Genomic DNA, 18705 nt, shown 5'->3' with positions numbered 1-18705 from the left:
GGATCTGCCGTCTCCTTTGATTCTCCATGCGTTATTGCGGTGCAGGTCTGCACTGAAATGGCACGCGTCAAGCGGGCCGGGCGTAAGAGGAAATTGCTATTCCAGAACTTTTGCGCTGCGTGATATACCTGGTGGGTGCTATGTGCAGAAATAAACAATTAAACAGGGATCATCGTTGGAGGTTTTTTCATGCAGTCAGCTTTCCCCCTCGTCTCACGCGCCACTATCAGCCAGATTTCCCCCTCGCTCATCCGCGAAATTGCCAATGAAGGGATGGATCGTCCCGATATGCTCGCCTTCTGGTTTGGCGAGTCGGACAAACCGACGCCGCAATTTATTACCGATGCCGCCATCACCTCGTTGCAGCAGGGTGAAACGCGCTATATCCAGAACCTGGGGCGCCCCTATTTGCGCCAGGCGCTGTCCGATTATCTTAGCCAGTTGCACGGGCGCCCCATCAGCAGCGATCAACTGGCGATTACCAGCGCCGGGATTAACGGCCTGATGCTGGTCGCGCAAACGGTGTTATCACCGGGCGATAAGGTGGTGGCAATTACGCCGGTGTGGCCGAATGTGGTGGAGATCCCGCAGATCCTCGGCGCATCGGTCGATCGGGTGGCGCTAACGGTGAAAGAGGGCGCATGGGCGCTGGATATGGATCAGCTGCTGAGCGCGCTGACGCCTGACGTACGGATGCTGATTATTAACTCACCCGGCAACCCGACGGGCTGGACCATTACTGATCAAGAGGTGCAAATCATCCTCGCGCACTGCCGCAAACTGGGCATCTGGATCCTTAGCGATGATGCTTATCAGCGGTTGATCTATGCCGGAGATCGTCACTACGCCCCGTCGTTTCTTGATTACGCCACCGCGGAAGATCGTCTGATTTCGGTGAATACCTTTTCTAAAGCCTGGCTGATGACCGGTTTCCGCGTTGGCTGGGTGGTCGCGCCGCCATCCATTATCGAGGCGCTGGGTAAGCTTATTGAGTTCAACACCAGCTGCCTGTTTGAGCCATGCCAGCGTGCAGCGCAGGCGGCATTGCTGGGCGGCGAGAGCGGCATCACTGCGCTGCGCGCCGAGCTGGTGCATAGCTACCAGTTTCTGGTCGCGGGGCTGCGTGCGTTGCCGGGAGTCAGCGTGCCCGAGAGCGGTGGTGGAATGTATGCGTTCTTCCGCATTGAGGGGTTTGCGGATACCACCACGCTGGCGAAACGCCTGGTGCGTGAGAGTTCGCTGGGCCTGGCGCCGGGAGCAGCGTTCGGTCCCGAAGGGAGTGGCTGGCTGCGCTGGTGCCATGCGGTATCGTCTACCGATAAGTTGCAGCAGGGACTGGCGCGCCTGAGTGAGTTTCTGACGCGTAATCGCTGATCACCCCGCCATCAGGTCGTGGCGCGATTTAGCACCAATAAAAAAGCCGATAACCGTTGCCAGTTATCGGCTTTTTCGCTTTACGCAAAAAATTACGCGTTCAGCAGCTGATCCGCCGTCTTCTCAACCAGCGCCAGCAGGATTTTGACATCTTCCAGCGTTACGGTTGGGTTCAGCAGCGTCAGCTTCAGGCAGGTGATGCCATCCGCTTCGGTCACACCTACGTTAGCACGGCCGGATTCCAGCAGGGCATCGCCGATGCGCTGGTTGAACAGCGCTACGGCTGCGTCACCGCTGGCTGCCAGCTGCTCAGGACGGAAACGGAACAGTACGCTTGCCAGCTGCGGCTGCATTACCAGCTCGAAACGCGGCAGGTCGGTAACGTATTGCGCCACTTCCTGTGCCAGCGTTACGCCGTGATCGATAATCGCCGCATACTGTTTCTGACCCAGTGCTTCCAGGCCCATCCACAGTTTCAGCGCATCAAAACGACGCGTAGTTTGCAGTGATTTCGATACCAGATTCGGTACGCCTTGCTCTTCGTCAAACTCAGAGTTCAGGTACGCCGCCTGGTAACGCATCAGCTCGTAATGACGCTCATCTTTCAGCAGGAATGCGCCACAGCTGATGGTCTGGAAGAACTGTTTGTGGAAGTCCAGGGTGACGGAATCCACCAGTTCCAGGCCATCAAGGTAGTCACGATACTTTTCTGACAGCAGCAGTGCGCCGCCCCAGGCTGCATCCACATGAACCCAGATGTTGTGCGCAGCGGCAATACCAGCAATTTCACGCAGCGGATCAATCGCACCCGCATCGGTGGTGCCTGCGGTAGCCACAATCGCCAGGATCTGCTCGCCATTGGCTTCAGCCTGCGCCAGTTTGGCTTTCAGGTCGTTGACGTCCATACGCGCAAAACGGTCAGACTTCACCTGCACCACGGATTGATAGCCGTGGCCCAGCAGCGCCATATTCTTCTGTACGGAGAAGTGGGCGTTTTCTGAGCACAGCACCTTGATCTTACGCAGATCGCCGGTGATGCCATCCTGCTGTACCGAGTGACCCTGACGCGCATAAAACGCATCGCGTGCCAGCATCAGACCCATCAGGTTGCTCTGGGTGCCGCCGCTGGTGAACACACCGGCATCACCTGCCGGATAGCCAACCTGCGCGCGCAGCCATTCAATCAGCTTGATTTCAATGATGGTAGCTGACGGGCTTTGGTCCCAGGAATCCATGCTCTGGTTGGTGGCGTTGATCAGCACTTCCGCCGCCTGGCTAACCACCAGGCTCGGGCAGTGCAGATGCGCCACGCACTGCGGGTGATGCACCGACAGGCTGTCTTTCAGAAAGTATTCAATCGCGCGTTCAATCGCGGCCTGGTTGCCCAGGCCGTTCGGATTGAAGTCGAGCGTAATGCGCTCGCGCAGTTCGGCTACCGTTTTGCCCTGATACATCTCAGGCTGTTTCAGCCACTGCACAACCGCGGCGCTGCTCTGGGCAATCGCCTGCTGGTACGCTTCAATGCTTTGCGCTGAGGCGGCCAGAATCGGGTTTACTTCAGACATCATACTCTTCCGAATCAAACAGGTTTGATGCCTGCGCCCATCAGCGCCTGCTCAAATTTATCAAGGAAAATGCCCAGTTCTTCATTGCTGATCAGCAGCGAAGGCAGCAGGCGCAGCACGGCACCATGACGGCCACCACGCTCCAGAATCAGGCCCGCTTCGAAGCATTTTTTCTGCAGCAGGGCAGAAAGCTCGCCATCAGCCGGGTACGCACCCATATGATCAGGCGCTTCGTTTGGTTTGATGATTTCAATACCAATCATCATGCCCAGACCGCGGATGTGACCGATAACCGGGTAACGTTTCTGCATTTCTGCCAGCTGGCCTTTCAGCCATTCGCCCTGTGCCGCGACTTTCGCAGCGATATCCTGCTCTTTCAGGATCTTCAGCGTAGCCAGACCGGTCGCCATCGCCAGCTGGTTGCCGCGGAAGGTGCCAGTGTGGTGGCCCGGTGACCAGGCATCGAACTGCTTTTTGATACCCAGCACGGCCAGCGGCAGACCGCCACCCACAGCTTTAGACATTACAATGATGTCCGGCTCGATGCCTGCGTGTTCGAAGGCGAAGAACTTACCGGTGCGGGCAAAGCCAGCCTGCACTTCGTCGAGGATCAGCAGAATGCCGTGTTCCTGCGTCACTTTGCGAATGCGTTGCAGCCACTCAACCGGAGCCGGGTTCACGCCGCCTTCACCCTGAACGGCTTCGAGGATCACTGCGGCAGGTTTGCGCACGCCGCTTTCAACGTCGTTGATCAGGTTTTCGAAGTAGTAGGTCAGGGCTTTCACGCCAGCGTCACCACCGAGGCCCAGCGGGCAGCGGTACTGATGCGGATACGGCATAAACTGCACTTCCGGCATCATGCCGTTTACAGCTTCTTTCGGTGACAGGTTGCCCGTCACAGACAGCGCGCCGTGGGTCATACCGTGGTAACCGCCGGAGAAGCTGATCACGGCGCTACGGCCAGTGACTTTCTTCGCCAGTTTCAGCGCGGCTTCAACAGCGTCGGCACCAGACGGGCCGGTGAATTGCAGGCAATATTCTTTACCCTGGCCCGGCAGCAGAGAGAGCAGGGATTCAGAGAACTGATCTTTTAACGGAGTCGTCAGATCAAGGGTATGTAACGGCAAGCCGCTGGTAATGACATTTTGAATGCTTTGCAGAACTTCAGGGTGGTTATGACCCAGAGCCAGAGTTCCTGCGCCAGCCAGGCAGTCAAGATATTGTTTATTCTCAACATCGGTAATCCATACGCCGTGCGCTTTGGCAATCGCTAAAGGCAGTTTGCGCGGGTAACTCCTGACATTCGATTCGAACTCAGCCTGACGGGCTAAGAACTCGTCGTTGTTTCCGTGGAATGAGTTGGCACCAAAATTATCAATACGGACTTTATCCGTCATCATATCTCTCCTACAACCGGCGGCATGAAAGATGCACCGATTGATTAATTGAATAAAAAAGTATCAGCTGTGAAAAAAACGCGGCCAATATAGAGCCTTTTAACCTGGGGGGCAATGATTAATTTTGTTTAGAATTGTTTATTACTTATATATACGAATCAGGGATTTGCTGCATAAGTGGCCGATAATTTTAACGCGGCTGTATGACATGGTTATTAAATAATCGAGTGAATAAAAAGACTTATGCCAGCGAATGAAAGCCAGGGACCGAATGCAATGGCGCCGGACAGGCCGTGCGGCCACAAGATTCTGGAAATTAAGTCAAATAAAATGGCACCGCCGCAGGCGATAATCAGCACAATCGGTAAAGGCTCCCAGCCCAGCCAGGCCCCCAGCGCAGCGAGCAATTTGGCATCGCCCAGACCCAGCACATCCCGCTGTCGCAGCAGGCGATAACCCCATGCCAGCAGCGCCAGGGCGCTATAACCCGCCACCGCCCCCAGGATCGCGTCAGCCACATTTCCTGGAATGATCGCGAAGCAATGCAGCATCAAACCACTCCATAACAAGGGCAGCGTCAGGGCATCGGGTAATAGATAGTGGCGAATATCAATCAGCGATAACGTCAATAACGTCCCGCTTAAAAGTAATGCCGCGAAGAGTAATGGCGTAAAAGGCAGCAAGCGGCTAAGACCTAAACATAGCGCAGCCGTAAATATTTCCACCAAAGGGTAACGTATGCTAATTGATTGATTACAATAGCGGCATTTACCTCGTAACAGTAGCCAGCTTAATAGCGGAATAGAATCGCGCCAGTGTCGCGTTTGTTTAGATTGCGGACAATGTAAATGCGCAAAAGTAAATGATGACGGGGCCGAGGGATGAAGTACCCGCCGGGGCAACCAATAAACAATCACATTAATAAAACTTCCACCAAACAAACCGATAACCAACCAATAACACCATTCCATTAGCGCTGCCTCATTTTATCCCTTATAAGCTGACAGACAGCTTATGCCGACGGCGGAATCATGACGAGAGCGCGATGGCGTTTACATCGAAGTTGCATGTGGTTTTCAGAGCCGCATTCCGCACTTCAGCTGTACATATTAAATCGCGTAATAATGTTGATCCGTGAGTAGGGCGCAGCGCTCTCGTTCTCCGGCATAAAGCCGTGAAACGCCAGCAGGGCGCGAAAAGCGTGTTGCGCATCCTGTTGCAGGTTGTGATCAATCAGCGCATCAATTCTCCCGGCCTGCATCAGGGCGCGGTTTTCCCGATCCAAATCGTGGCCGATAAAGGTCTGGATGCGAATGCCGTGCTCATCAAAAGCCTGCAAAATCCCCGCATTGCCGCCCCCGACGGTATAGACGGCACGTATCGCCGGTTGCTGTGTCAGAAACGCGCTTACGCATTGGTACATCTGCTGATCGATACCAAAGCCACCCGCGACCACCTCAACCCGATGGCGCGGCGCAAACTGCGCCATACCGGCGACAAAACCCGCAATACGATCCCGCTCGCCGGTAAATTCATTGCTGCCCGTCACCGCCGCAATCTGCGTTGCCTCATCGCGCAACCATTTCGACATCAAAAAAGCCGCTGCTTTTCCGGCACTGACGTTATCCATACCGATGTACTTCAGCCGCGGGCTGGCCGGAATATCGGTGACCAGCGTCACCAGCGGGATGCGCTGCTTAGCCAGATCATCCAGCGTGGGCAGCAGCCGGGGATCGTTCATCGCCTTGAGAATGATACCGTGGCTGCTCAGCGCGCATTTCTTCAGTAACGCGTTGATCTCATCCACTTGCATGTTTTCGCTGCAATGAAAGCGAAGTTGCAGGCGAAATGCGCCGAAACTGGCGATCTGGCTGCTAAATGCCTCCCGCACCAGTTCACTGAAACGCGCCGGGGTATGCATGATGATGTCGAAATAGAGCGTCCGTCCCTGTGCGAGACCGGTTTTACGCAGCAATTCGAGATCGGCAATCGCCTGTTGAATACGATGCTCGGTTTGCGGATGGACTTTGCCACGTTGATGCAACGCACGATCGATAGTCGCCAGGCTCAGTCCCGACTGGGCAGCTATCTGTTTTAAGGTAAATTTCGCCATAGGTTTGATGAGGTTTTTATGAGGTGTTTCTGATGTTTTGTTAACTGAATGTAGCTGTTAGTTTGAAGGGTAACAAGGGCATCGCATCAGGTATAGCGAACCTTAAACAATCAAAACCTCCCCTACAACCTGACAAAACCATGAGGTGATCATGACATCACATTACTTTGCGACTGAAGATCAGGTATCACTGGACGACCTGCGCGCGCTTTGCGCTCAGCAGGCAATCGCCGGAGATTATCCCCTCGCCAGCGACATCGTTTCTGATGTGCTGATTTATGACCGCGACGTGCTGGCTGATACCGCCGCGACCGACCAGAAAGCGGTGCTGAGTGAGCTGCATAAAGCGCTCTCCAGCGGGCCTGGCGTGTTTGTGGTGCGTGGATTGTACGCAGCCACCGCAGCGGTTGATCGCGCGTCCGAGGTGTTCGAAACGATTATGCATCAGGAGGCGCAATCGAAGGTGCAGGCCGACCATTTCTCTAAAGCAGGGAATAATGGTCGCATCTGGAACGCGCTGCAAAAACTGGCCGAGGTCAGCCCGGCGGTTTTTACTGATTATTATGCCAATCCCATCCTGGGGCTGATTTGTCAGGCATGGCTGGGACCAGCGTGGCGCATGACGTCGCAGGTTAACCAGGTACGTCCGGGGGGCGAAGCACAGCAGGCGCATCGTGATTACCATCTGGGTTTTCAGCAAAGCGCGTTTGCCGCCGGCTTCCCGATTCCGGTGCATATTCTGTCGCAATATCTGACGTTGCAGGGAGCCGTAGCGCATACCGATATGCCGCTGGCATCCGGTCCGACCCGTTTGCTGCCGTGGTCGCATCAGTACGATCTCGGCTATCTCGCTTATCGTCGCCCGGAATTTGCCGATTATTTCGCGCAGAACTACGTGCAGCTGCCGCTGAAGAAGGGCGATGGACTCTTTTTCAACCCGGCGCTTTTCCATGCCGCCGGCAACAACACCACCACCGACCACGTACGTACCGCCAATCTTTTGCAGGTATCTTCTGCCTTTGGCGTACCGATGGAAGAGGTGGATCACGAACAGATTCTGAAATGGATTTATCCGCAGCTGCAAGACCGTGCGCGGTCAGAGGCTGAGCTGGAAGCAGTGATTGCGGTTGCGGCGCGCGGCTATTCGTTCCCGACCAATCTGGACACCGATCCGCCGGTGGGAGGGATGGTGCCGAAAACGCAGCAGCAGCTGGTTAAAGACGCCCTCGCGGAGGGACTGAGTCATGCGCAATTTGTTGAGGTACTGGATGCGCATACGGCGAAGCGCCGGGCGTAGGGTTAAAGCGCGATCCTGACCCTTTCCCGTTGGCGGAGAGGGTCAGGATGAGGGGAAAACGGCAAACCTAGCGCTGCCGTTTAAACATCTGAATGGCTTCCTGCACATTGCTGGTTTCCAGCTGCATCACGCGTGCATTATCTAAAAACACATCATAATGTCCGGCATCGTAACGGAAGACATAAAGTTCGCCGCGAAAGCGCAATCCTTTGGTTTTGACGCCGATATGGTGACGGCGCAGTGCGGCTTGCGAGAGTCGGTCGGTATCGGTTTTCACGGCAACAACCTCCATGCCAGAGTTCAAGTAAAAACTAAGCAAATCAGCATACTGCGAAATTCTTAGTTTTCCCTTAAGAACAGTATAGTTAATTCCTTAAGTTATTGTTTTCAGAAAGTTCACAGCGCATCATTAGCCTGAAATCTTTGTAAAACCTTATGGATGATCTTTGACCATGACAGCCGGATGTTCTACAGAACCTCAACGCCAGTCAGAAAAGTGCGCTCATCTGCATACCATTTAATGTTCCGTTAAGTTTTCCTCCGTATTTTGGTCTACCAACGAGACAGCGCACCTAATGCTTTCAAAATGTGAGAATTATTTGATTAGTCTTTCGTGCTGTACTATTTGTTTATATGGTGAATTCAAAGATGTATAACCCGCTATGCATAACACCTTCAATTCATAATCCTGGTTATGATCATTACTATTCCTAAGCAAAAGGCATTAATCATTAAGGAAGCTAATCTATGTCTTTTCTCCCTTTCTCGCGTCCATCTCTGGGCGAAGAAGAGTTAGCAGCGGTTAAAGCGGTTTTTGAGTCGGGCTGGATTACTACCGGTCCTCAGAATGCGGCACTCGAGCAGGCCTTTTGTCAGTTGACTGGCAACCAACATGCCATTGCCGTGAGTTCGGCCACGGCCGGTATGCACGTCACCCTGATGGCGTTGGGGATTAAGCCAGGCGATGAGGTGATCACTCCGTCATTGACCTGGGTTTCCACCATCAACATCATCACGCTGCTCGGCGCCACACCGGTGATGATTGATATCGATCGTGACACGCTGATGGTCACTCCCGAGCAGATTGAAGCGGCGATTACTCCCCGTACCCGTGCCATCATCCCCGTGCATTATGCCGGCGCACCTGCCGATATGGACGCGATCCGCGCGCTGGGTGAACGTCATGGCATCACGGTAATTGAAGATGCGGCCCATGCGGCGGGCACCCTGTATAAAGGCAACCCTGTCGGCCACAGCGGCACCGCGATTTTTTCGCTACATGCCATTAAAAACATCACCTGCGCCGAAGGTGGCGTGGTTGTCACTGACGATGCCGCCCTTGCCGATCTGATCCGTAGCCTGAAATTCCACGGCTTAGGCGTCGATGCCTACGATCGTCATACCCATGGTCGTAAGCCGCAGGCTGAAGTGATTATGCCTGGCTTTAAATACAACCTGCCGGATATCAGCGCCGCCATCGCCCTGGTGCAGCTGAAAAAGTTGCCGGACATCAATGCCCGTCGCGAGGCGATTGCGCAGCGTTATCTGACCGAACTAGCCGATACGCCATTCCTGCCGCTGACGCAGCCTGCCTGGCCGCATCAACATGCCTGGCATCTTTTCATTATTCGTGTGGATGAAGCGCGTTGCGGTATCAGCCGTGATGGATTGATGGAAGCGCTGAAGGCGCAGGACATCGGCACCGGCCTGCATTTCCGGGCTGCCCACACTCACAAATATTATCGCGAACGTTACCCGCAACTCTCATTACCTAATACCGAGTGGAACAGTGACCGCATCTGTTCCATTCCGCTATTCCCTGATATGCACGATGACGACGTCGAACGTGTCATCAAAGCGCTGCATGCGCTAGCCGGAGTTTGACATGCTGGAAGAAAAACCGATTCGTAAAGTGTCCGTGGTTATCCCGGTCTACAACGAAGAAGAGAGCCTGCCGGAGCTGGTACGCCGTACTGATGCCGCCTGCCAGAGCTTCAATCTGGATTACGAGATTTTGCTGGTCGATGACGGCAGTTCTGACCGTTCCGGTGAGATGATCGCTGATGCTGCCGATATGCCGGGCAGTCATGTGGTTGGCGTGTTGCTCAACCGTAATTATGGTCAGCACTCGGCGATTATGGCGGGCTTCAGCCACGTCAGCGGCGATCTGATTATCACGCTGGATGCCGATTTGCAGAACCCACCGGAGGAGATCCCCAATCTGGTGGCGGCGGCTCAGCAGGGCTATGACGTGGTTGGCACAGTACGCCAGAATCGTCAGGACAGCTGGTTCCGCCGTCGTGCATCCCGCACCATTAACCAGCTGATCCAGCGTGTCACCGGCAAAGCGATGGGTGATTACGGCTGTATGCTGCGCGCTTACCGCCGCCATATCATTGACGCCATGCTGAACTGTCATGAGCGCAGCACCTTCATCCCAATTCTGGCGAACACCTTCGCGCGCCGCACCATTGAGCTGCCGGTGGCACATGCCGAACGTGAGTTCGGTAACTCGAAATACAGCTTTATGCGCCTGATCAACCTGATGTACGACCTGGTGACCTGTCTGACCACCACACCGCTGCGTCTGCTGAGCGTGGTTGGCAGCCTGATCGCGCTGTCCGGGTTTGCCTTCTCACTGATTTTGATCGTGTTGCGTCTGTTCTTCGGCGCAGCCTGGGCCGGTGATGGCGTCTTCGTGCTGTTCGCCGTGCTGTTTATGTTTGTCGGCGCGCAGTTCGTCGGCATGGGTTTACTCGGCGAATATATCGGCCGCATTTATAACGACGTACGCGCCCGTCCGCGCTACTTCATTCAACGTGTTATCCATTCGCAAAAAGATGCATCTGTACAGGAAATCGAGCAATGAAAACCATCGTCTTCGCCTATCACGACATGGGCTGTGCGGGCATTAATGCGCTGCTGCAGGCTGGCTACGAAATCAGCGCCATTTTTACCCATCCTGATTCGGCCAATGAGAACCACTTTTTCGGCTCGGTTGCACGCATCGCTGCAGAGCAGGGCATTCCGGTCTATGCGCCGGACGACGTCAACCATCCGCTGTGGGTAGATCGCATCAAAGCGATGGCGCCCGACATCATTTTCTCGTTCTATTATCGCAACCTGTTAAACGACGCCATTCTGAACAGCGCACGTCTTGGCGCGTTTAACCTGCACGGTTCGCTGCTGCCGAAATACCGTGGCCGCGCGCCGCTGAACTGGGTGCTGGTCAATGGCGAAAGCGAAACCGGCGTGACCCTGCACCGCATGGTGAAACGCGCCGATGCCGGTGATATCGTCGCGCAGCAACGCGTCGCGATCGAGGAGCAGGACAATGCCCTGACGCTGCATCGCAAACTGGTGAACAGCGCTACGCAGCTGCTGGAATCCGTACTGCCGACCATGAAGCAGGGCAAAATCAACGCGCAGCCGCAGGATGAAAGCCAGGCCAGCGTCGTGGGCCGCCGCACCGCGGCTGATGGTCGCATCGACTGGTCCCGTCCTGCACAGGAGATCAACAACCTGGTGCGTGCGGTGACCGATCCCTGGCCGGGTGCCTTTGGTTATGCCGGTACGGTGAAATTTGTCGTCTGGAAAGGACGTGTTCATCCGGCGGCGCACGGCGCCAAACCGGGTACCGTGTTATCGGTAGAACCTTTCCTGATTGCCTGCGGCGAAGGCGCGCTGGAAGTGATCACCGGCCAAAGCGAAAACGGTGTGTACATGAACGGCAGCCAGCTGGCGCAAAGCCTGGGCATGGTGCCGAGCGCGCTGCTGTACTCTCAGCCGGTTGCGGCGATCAAACGTCGTACGCGCGTGCTGATCCTTGGCGTAAACGGCTTTATCGGCAACCACCTGACTGAACGTTTGTTGCAGGATGACAACTTTGAAGTTTACGGCCTCGACATCAGCTCTGATGCCATCAGCCGTTTCCTCGGCCATCCTGGCTTCCATTTCGTTGAGGGTGATATCAGCATTCATTCCGAGTGGATTGAGTATCACATCAAAAAATGTGACGTGGTTCTGCCATTGGTGGCCATCGCCACGCCGATTGAGTACACCCGTAATCCGCTGCGCGTATTCGAACTCGATTTTGAAGAGAACCTCAAAATCATCCGTGATTGCGTGAAGTACAAAAAACGTATCATTTTCCCGTCTACGTCCGAAGTGTACGGCATGTGTACCGACAACCATTTCGATGAAGACAGCTCGAATCTGGTGGTAGGGCCGATCAACAAACAGCGCTGGATTTACTCCGTATCCAAACAGCTGCTGGACCGCGTTATCTGGGCTTACGGTGAAAAAGAGGGGCTGCGCTTTACCCTGTTCCGTCCGTTTAACTGGATGGGACCACGTCTCGATAACCTGAATGCCGCGCGTATCGGCAGCTCCCGCGCCATCACCCAGTTGATCCTCAACCTGGTTGAAGGTTCGCCGATCAAGCTGATTGATGGCGGTGCGCAGAAACGCTGCTTTACCGATATCAGCGATGGCGTCGAAGCGCTGTTCCGCATCATCGAAAACAAACAGAACAACTGCGACGGCCAGATTATCAACATCGGTAACCCGGACAACGAAGCCAGCATCAAGGAACTGGCCGAGAAGCTGCTGGAGAGTTTTGAACGCCATCCGCTGCGTAGCCACTTCCCGCCGTTTGCCGGTTTCCGCGAAGTGGAGAGCAGCAGCTACTACGGTAAAGGCTATCAGGACGTTGAGCACCGTAAACCGTCGATCAAAAACGCCCGTCGCCTGCTGAGCTGGTCGCCGGAAGTGCAGATGGACACCACTATCGACAACACCCTTGATTTCTTCCTGCGTACCGTTGAGTTGCAGGTCGAAACGCCATGAAGAAAGTAGGTTTACGCGTTGATGTAGACACCTGGCGCGGTACGCAACAAGGCGTACCCGCGCTACTGGAGCTGTTTAGCCTGCATCAGGTGCAGGCCAGTTTCTTTTTCAGCGTTGGGCCGGACAACATGGGACGCCATTTATGGCGTCTGATGAAGCCGCGCTTTTTATGGAAAATGCTGCGTTCGCGCGCAGCATCACTCTATGGCTGGGACATCTTGCTGGCCGGCACCGCATGGCCGGGTCGTGAAATCGGCCGTGGACTGGAAGAGATCATCAGCGCTACCGCCGATCATCATGAAGTCGGGCTGCACGCCTGGGATCACTTTGCCTGGCAAACCTGGGCGGGCGTCTGGCCGGAGCAGCGCTTAATCGACGAGATTGCACGCGGTAAAGAGGCGCTGGAAGCAATAATAGGTGACAACGTCACCTGTTCCGCCGTAGCGGGCTGGCGCGCCGATAGCCGCGTGGTGGAGGCGAAGCAGAAGTTTGGTTTCCGCTACAACAGCGACTGTCGCGGCAGCCATCCTTTCCTGCCGCGTCTCAGCGACGGCACATTGGGCACGGTGCAGATTCCGGTGACCTTACCTACGTGGGATGAAGTGGTGGGGCCTAAAGTCAGCGTAGTGGATTTCAATGACTTTTTGCTTAATCATCTGCGTGATGCCGGTGAAACGGCAGTTTATACCATTCATGCCGAGGTTGAAGGGATTGTCGGACATCAGGCGTTCGCGGAGTTACTCACGCGTGCGGAGCAGCAGGGTATTCAGTTCTGCCCGCTCAGCGAACTGCTGCCTGACGATCTGACCACGCTTCCTGTCGGCAACATCGTGCGCGGACAGATCGCCGGGCGCGAGGGCTGGCTCGGCTGTCAGCAAGAACAACACAGGTAACCACGGATGCGTACTGGCACCAAAACGGCATTGCTGCTGTTTTTATTCGCGCTTTATTATTTTATCCCCATCGAATTTCGTGCCTTATGGCAGCCTGATGAAACCCGCTATGCGGAGATCAGTCGTGAAATGCTGGCCAGCGGAAACTGGGTTGTACCGCATTTCTTTGATCTGCGTTATTTCGAAAAACCCATCGCCGGTTACTGGGTGAATAACCTTGGCCAGTTACTGTTTGGTCAAAGCAATTTTGCCGTGCGCGCCGGGTCCATTTTCAGCACCCTGTTCTCAGGGTTGCTGGTCTGGTGGCTTGGCACCCAGCTGTTTGCCGATCGCAAAGTGGCGCTCATGGGGAGCGCCATTTTTCTTACCTCGCTGCTGGTTTACGGCGTAGGGACTTACGCGTTACTCGACCCGATGCTCTTGCTGTGGCTGGTCGCGGCAATGGCGAGTTACTGGCTGGCGGCACAGGCTAACAGCACGCGCCAGCGTCTGCTCGGTTATGTCCTGCTGGGTGTCGCCTGCGCCATGGGCTTTATGACCAAAGGATTTCTGGCGCTGGCGGTGCCGGTGCTGGCGATTTTGCCCTGGGCGATATCACAACGTCGCTTTGGCGAGCTGCTGCGTTTTGGGCCGCTGACGGTTGTGGTCGCCGCCCTCGTCAGTGCGCCCTGGGCGCTGGCGATTTATCGCCAGGAAGGGGATTTCTGGCATTACTTTTTCTGGGTGGAACATATTCAGCGTTTCGCCGAATCCGATGCGCAGCATAAAGCCCCGCTGTGGTTTTACCTGCCGGTGTTGATCGCGGGTTCGCTGCCGTGGCTCGGCCTGCTGCCCGGCGCGCTGTGGCAGGGCTGGCGTGAACGCCGCCAGCAGCCAGGCTTAAGCTATTTGCTAAGCTGGGTAGTGATGCCGCTGCTGTTTTTCAGCATTGCCAAAGGCAAGCTGCCAACCTACATCCTGCCGTGCTTTGCTCCTCTCGCGCTGCTGATGGCGCACTATGCCCACAGCCTGGCACCGCAGGTCGCCAAAGCGCTGAAGGCGAATGCGTGGATCAATATTCTGTTTGGCACCGTCGCCGCCTTAGCCCTGTTGATCGTGTTCGCCCCCTGGGGAGTGTCGCACCATCCGCTGTTTGCCGCGGATGAACACGGCAAGGTTGTGCTGGCGGTGCTGGCCTTTGTCGGCTGGGCGCTGGCTGGCGTATTCAGTCGTCAGCGCTGGCAGCTAAGCGTCCTTTGCCCGCTGGTGTTGACCCTGGTGGTGGGGTTTGCTATCCCGGACCGGGTACGCGACTCCAAACAGCCGCAAAGTTTTATGAATCACGTCGCCGGACAACTGGCCGACAGCCGCTATGTGCTGGCAAACGGTCCCGGCATCGGCTCGGCGGTGGCATGGCAACTGAAGCGCAGCGACGTCCTGATGTATGCCCAGCAGGGCGAAGTGGAATATGGCTTACGCTACCCCGATGCGCAACATAAGTACGTCTCAGGCGAAGCGTTTGCCGACTGGCTGCAACAGCATCGCCAGGAAGGTAAGATTTCGCTGGTGCTGATGATGTCATCGGTTGACGCCACACCGGATGCGCGCCTGCCGAAGCCGGATTTCAGCTATCGCCAGGGACGTCTGGTCTACTACGGATATCATCCGCTGCCATGAACCTGCTACTCATTCTTGTCGTTAGTTTGCTGAGTTGCGCCGCGCAGCTGTGTCAGAAACAGGCGGCGCATATCGGCGCGCAGCAGGGCAAAAAACGCCTGCTGATGTGGATTGGGCTTAGCCTGCTGCTGCTGGGCGTCGCCATGCTGCTGTGGCTGGTGGTGTTGCGCCTGGTGCCGGTCAGCGTGGCCTATCCGATGCTCAGCCTCAATTTTGTGTTAGTTGCACTGGCCGCGCGCCTGATCTGGCGTGAGACGTTTACCCTGCGGCAGATATTCGGCACCCTGTTAATCGTGGCTGGGGTAGCCCTGATGGGAAGTCATTTATGAAAGGCTACGGACTGGCGTTGTGCAGCATTGTGCTGGTCACGCTGGCGCAGCTGCTGCTGCGCACCGCGATGCTGCAATTCCCGGCATGGCCGGATTTCGTCGCCCTGCAACTCTGGCAGCACCCGCTGCCGCTGGTGTTGCTGTGTTTTGGTCTCGGTGCCTATGCCTTATCGATGCTGTGCTGGATGCTGGCGCTGCGCCATCTGGCGCTGAGTCGCCTCTATCCGCTGCTCAGCCTGAGTTATGTGCTGGTGTGGATCGCGGCGGTGACGTTACCGGTGTTTGGCGAAGCCTTCCGCTGGAGCGGCTTCGCCGGGATGCTATTGATCGTGGCCGGTTTGCTGTGCGTGTCGTTGCCCGGCAAAAAATAACCGTTACTCTTTCGCGTAAAGGTAAACCGAGGCGCGCGACACGCCCAGCAGCTGGGCAATCACCTCCATCGATTTTTTCACCTCAAGCAAACCGCTGCTGCGCAGTTCCTGCATCAGCTGTTTGCGTTCCGTGGCTTTCAGCGCGCGCGGCGTGGTTGCCAGACGCGCGGCAAACTGTTCGATGCGCTGACGCAGCGCTTCCGCTCCCGCCGGTTCCAGCTGTTCCGTAATGTCATTGGTGGCGATGCGGGTAAACTGCGCCAGCGCGCTTTGCATCCCGCGAAACAGCGTCATATCGACATTCAGACACAGCGCCGCCACGTACCTGCCGTTGTCATCTTTGATACCGATTGAAGTGCTCTTAACCGGACGGCCATCCGCCAGCTGATTGGCATAATTGGTCAGCAGCGAAGGGAAGTCCGGCGACGCGATCCGCGCCAGTCCGAGCTCCGTTGCGGGCTGGCCGACTTCACGCCCGGACAAATTGTTATGAATCGAAAGAATAGCGTGCTCAGGATTCTGCAAATCATGCACCACCACCTCACAGAACGGAGCAAAGGTGGCGCTGAGTCCTTCAGCGATGGTGGTGAGTTGCGACAGCAACAGGCTATTTTGCTGATCGGCCATCAGGGCGCTCCCAAATCAACTAGATTATTTGTCTAATTTTATATATTTTGTCATTTTAATGCAAAGTCCAAAACGCAGGGGTGCAGAGATGAATGAGCTAGTTTTGCCGACGTATGAGGATGTCGCCGCGGCCGCCGAACGTATCCAGCCTTATATCAACCCGACGCCGGTGATGACGTCGCGCAGCCTGAATGAAGCCCTCGGGGTTGAGGTTTTCTTCCAGTGCGAAAATTTTCAGCGCATGGGCGCATTCAAGTTTCGCGGCGCGCTCAATGCGCTTTTGCAGTTTACCGCGCCGCAGCGTAAGGCCGGGGTCGTGGCGTTTTCGTCAGGCAACCATGCTCAGGGCATCGCGCTGGCAGCAAAATTACTCAATATCCCGGCCACCATTGTGATGCCGCTGGATGCGCCCGCCGCCAAACTGGCTGCCACGCGCGGTTACGGCGCTCAGGTGGTGACCTACGATCGCTACACCGAAGATCGTGAACAGATTGGCCGCGACCTGGCAGAACAGCAGGGACTGACGCTGATCCCGCCTTACGATCATCCGCACGTCATTGCCGGACAGGGCACCGCGGCAAAAGCGCTGCTGGAGCAGGTCGGGCCGCTCGACGTGCTGCTGACGCCGCTGGGCGGTGGCGGATTACTGGCGGGGAGCGCGCTGGCGGCGCGTCATCTCAGCCCCGCAACCGTTATTTATGGCGTCGAACCGGCAGCCGGTAATGATGGACAGCAATCTTTCCGCGCCGGAAAAATCATCAAAATCGACACGCCAGTCACCATCGCTGACGGGGCGCAGACGCAATATCTGGGCCGTTACACCTTCCCGATTATTCAGGCGAAGGTTGACGATATCCTTACCGCCAGCGATGAGCAGCTGATTGCCGAAATGCGTTTCTTTGCGGAGCGGATGAAGATGACGGTTGAACCGACCGGTTGCCTTGGGCTGGCGGCCGTGCGGGCGCGGCAGGAAAGCCTGCGCGGTAAACGCATTGGTATTGTTATCAGCGGCGGCAACGTCGATCTCAATCGTTTCAGCACCTTGCTGGCAAACTAATTTCGCAGGAGATATCGGTGAACAACTGGCTCAATCAGCTTGAAACCCCCTATCTGTTGATCGACGAGGCGCGCTACCAGCGCAATATTGACCGTCTTTACCAGCATGTGACGCAACTCGGCAGCGTGGTGCGCCCGCATCTGAAAACCCTGCGTTCGGTTGAGGCGGCGGCCTATCTGCTCACCAGTCCCACCCATCCCGCCACGGTTTCGACGCTGGCGGAAGCGGAAGGATTTGCCGCTGCCGGTTATCGTAACCTGTTGTATGCCGTTGGCATCGCGCCACACAAACTGCCGCGCGTGGCGCGTCTGATGCAGCAGGGCGTGGACCTGCACATCCTGCTGGATACCCCCGAGCAGGCGCAGGCGGTGGCACACTACGCGCAGCAGCACGGCATCTCCTTTTCGGTGTTTATTGAAATCGACTGTGACGGTCATCGCGGCGGCATTCCGCCGCAAAGCGAGGTTTTGTTGCAGATTGCCCGGCAGCTGGAAGGTCAGGGCGCCGTGGTGCGTGGGCTGCTGGCACATGCCGGTGAGTCCTATCACTGTCGTACCCCAGCGGAGATTCGGGCAGCGGCCCGTGCCGAGTGCGACGCCATTCGCCTTGCGGCCCGGCGCGTGCGCGCGGCCGGCATCGCCTGTCCGATCCTCAGCGTCGGCGCGACGCCCACCGCGCATTACGCCGCAGAACTGGAAGGTATCAGCGAAGTCCGTGCCGGGGTGTTTACCACCTTTGACCTGGTCATGCACAACGTCGGCGTGTGTCAGAAACAGGATATCGCGCTGTCAGTGGTCAGCAGCGTAATTGGTCATAACGCCGACAAAAACTGGGTGTTTGTGGATGCTGGCTGGATGGCGATGTCGCGCGATCGCGGTACCGCTGCCGGTCCGGTCGATTATGGTTACGGGCTGGTGTGCGATATGCAGGGCAACTCGCTGGAAGTCTGCCTGACCAGCACCAATCAGGAGCACGGCATCATTGCACTGCCAGCTGAAGGTAAGCTGCGGGTCGATGATTTCCCCATTGGCTCACGGGTACGTATTCTGCCGAACCACGCCTGCGCCACCGCCGCGATGCATCAGCATTATCAGGTATTGCAGGCGACGCAGGATGCCCCATTGCGCTGGTCACGCATCATCGGCTGGTAATGAAGTGACATTGTCACTCGGGCGGCA

Annotated in this window: 17 protein-coding genes; 11 read left to right on the top strand and 6 right to left on the bottom strand. The window is 56.2% G+C overall.

The annotated features are described in order from the left end of the window. Positions 1 to 189: 189 nt before the first annotated feature. Positions 190 to 1374 (top strand): pyridoxal phosphate-dependent aminotransferase, encoded by a 1185-nt coding sequence (locus tag AC6I8V_RS21800; protein WP_497846556.1) that lies wholly within the window; start codon positions 190 to 192, stop codon positions 1372 to 1374. A 92-nt stretch (positions 1375 to 1466) separates the two neighbouring features. Here the strand turns inward: AC6I8V_RS21800 and AC6I8V_RS21795 are convergent, their stop codons facing one another. From AC6I8V_RS21795 to AC6I8V_RS21780, 4 genes are all read right to left on the bottom strand, one after another. Further along, complete coding sequence (locus AC6I8V_RS21795) at positions 1467 to 2939, bottom strand: pyridoxal phosphate-dependent decarboxylase family protein (RefSeq protein ID WP_497846592.1); 1473 nt, start codon at positions 2937 to 2939, stop codon at positions 1467 to 1469. Between the two features lie 14 nt (positions 2940 to 2953). Next, on the bottom strand, positions 2954 to 4339 hold the full coding sequence (locus AC6I8V_RS21790; protein WP_497846555.1) for a diaminobutyrate--2-oxoglutarate transaminase: 1386 nt from the start codon (positions 4337 to 4339) through the stop codon (positions 2954 to 2956). A gap of 212 nt (positions 4340 to 4551) precedes the next feature. Continuing rightward, positions 4552 to 5307: a prepilin peptidase gene (locus tag AC6I8V_RS21785; protein ID WP_497846554.1), complete on the bottom strand. Its 756-nt coding sequence runs from the start codon at positions 5305 to 5307 to the stop codon at positions 4552 to 4554. Between the two features lie 125 nt (positions 5308 to 5432). After that, entirely contained in the window at positions 5433 to 6449 is a 1017-nt protein-coding gene (locus tag AC6I8V_RS21780; RefSeq protein ID WP_497846553.1) for a substrate-binding domain-containing protein, read from the bottom strand. A 151-nt stretch (positions 6450 to 6600) separates the two neighbouring features. Here AC6I8V_RS21780 and AC6I8V_RS21775 point away from each other — a divergent pair, with 151 nt between their 5' ends. After that, a complete protein-coding gene (locus tag AC6I8V_RS21775) occupies positions 6601 to 7746 on the top strand; it encodes a phytanoyl-CoA dioxygenase family protein (RefSeq protein ID WP_497846552.1) in 1146 nt (381 codons plus the stop codon). 67 nt (positions 7747 to 7813) lie between these two features. On the opposite strand, the gene AC6I8V_RS21770 is transcribed toward AC6I8V_RS21775, so the two are convergent. Continuing rightward, positions 7814 to 8038, bottom strand: coding sequence for a hypothetical protein (locus AC6I8V_RS21770; protein WP_497846551.1), 225 nt, complete (start codon positions 8036 to 8038; stop codon positions 7814 to 7816). Positions 8039 to 8493: 455 nt separating this feature from the next. Here AC6I8V_RS21770 and arnB point away from each other — a divergent pair, with 455 nt between their 5' ends. The 7 genes from arnB to arnF are packed head-to-tail and all read left to right on the top strand — an operon-like array spanning position 8494 to position 15843. After that, positions 8494 to 9630, top strand: a complete 1137-nt coding sequence (arnB, locus tag AC6I8V_RS21765; RefSeq protein ID WP_497846550.1) for a UDP-4-amino-4-deoxy-L-arabinose aminotransferase — start codon at positions 8494 to 8496, stop codon at positions 9628 to 9630. Between the two features lies 1 nt (position 9631). Then, positions 9632 to 10615 (top strand): undecaprenyl-phosphate 4-deoxy-4-formamido-L-arabinose transferase, encoded by a 984-nt coding sequence (arnC, locus tag AC6I8V_RS21760; protein ID WP_497846549.1) that lies wholly within the window; start codon positions 9632 to 9634, stop codon positions 10613 to 10615. After that, a complete protein-coding gene (gene arnA / locus AC6I8V_RS21755; protein WP_497846548.1) occupies positions 10612 to 12594 on the top strand; it encodes a bifunctional UDP-4-amino-4-deoxy-L-arabinose formyltransferase/UDP-glucuronic acid oxidase ArnA in 1983 nt (660 codons plus the stop codon). The genes arnC and arnA overlap by 4 nt, the downstream gene beginning before the upstream one ends. Beyond that, positions 12591 to 13487 carry a 4-deoxy-4-formamido-L-arabinose-phosphoundecaprenol deformylase gene (gene arnD / locus AC6I8V_RS21750; RefSeq protein WP_497846547.1) on the top strand — a complete coding sequence of 299 codons (897 nt, stop codon included), beginning with the start codon at positions 12591 to 12593 and terminating at the stop codon, positions 13485 to 13487. Before arnA ends, arnD begins: the two co-directional genes overlap by 4 nt. 6 nt (positions 13488 to 13493) lie before the next feature. Further along, positions 13494 to 15143: a lipid IV(A) 4-amino-4-deoxy-L-arabinosyltransferase gene (arnT, locus tag AC6I8V_RS21745; protein ID WP_497846546.1), complete on the top strand. Its 1650-nt coding sequence runs from the start codon at positions 13494 to 13496 to the stop codon at positions 15141 to 15143. After that, complete coding sequence (gene arnE / locus AC6I8V_RS21740; RefSeq protein WP_497846545.1) at positions 15140 to 15472, top strand: 4-amino-4-deoxy-L-arabinose-phosphoundecaprenol flippase subunit ArnE; 333 nt, start codon at positions 15140 to 15142, stop codon at positions 15470 to 15472. The genes arnT and arnE overlap by 4 nt, the downstream gene beginning before the upstream one ends. Further along, positions 15469 to 15843, top strand: coding sequence for a 4-amino-4-deoxy-L-arabinose-phosphoundecaprenol flippase subunit ArnF (arnF, locus tag AC6I8V_RS21735; protein ID WP_497846544.1), 375 nt, complete (start codon positions 15469 to 15471; stop codon positions 15841 to 15843). The genes arnE and arnF overlap by 4 nt, the downstream gene beginning before the upstream one ends. 3 nt (positions 15844 to 15846) lie before the next feature. Here the strand turns inward: arnF and AC6I8V_RS21730 are convergent, their stop codons facing one another. Continuing rightward, entirely contained in the window at positions 15847 to 16470 is a 624-nt protein-coding gene (locus tag AC6I8V_RS21730; RefSeq protein WP_497846543.1) for a helix-turn-helix transcriptional regulator, read from the bottom strand. Positions 16471 to 16558: 88 nt separating this feature from the next. On the opposite strand from AC6I8V_RS21730, the gene AC6I8V_RS21725 reads away from it, so the two are divergent. Both AC6I8V_RS21725 and AC6I8V_RS21720 read left to right on the top strand, forming a co-directional pair. Continuing rightward, complete coding sequence (locus tag AC6I8V_RS21725) at positions 16559 to 17527, top strand: threo-3-hydroxy-L-aspartate ammonia-lyase (RefSeq protein WP_497846542.1); 969 nt, start codon at positions 16559 to 16561, stop codon at positions 17525 to 17527. 11 nt (positions 17528 to 17538) lie between these two features. Then, a complete protein-coding gene (locus AC6I8V_RS21720) occupies positions 17539 to 18678 on the top strand; it encodes an alanine racemase (RefSeq protein ID WP_497846591.1) in 1140 nt (379 codons plus the stop codon). Positions 18679 to 18705: the final 27 nt, after the last annotated feature.

The organism is Pantoea sp. X-Soil-TKNS-1207, from assembly GCF_059730485.1.
This window is presented reverse-complemented; position numbering and strand designations above follow the sequence as displayed.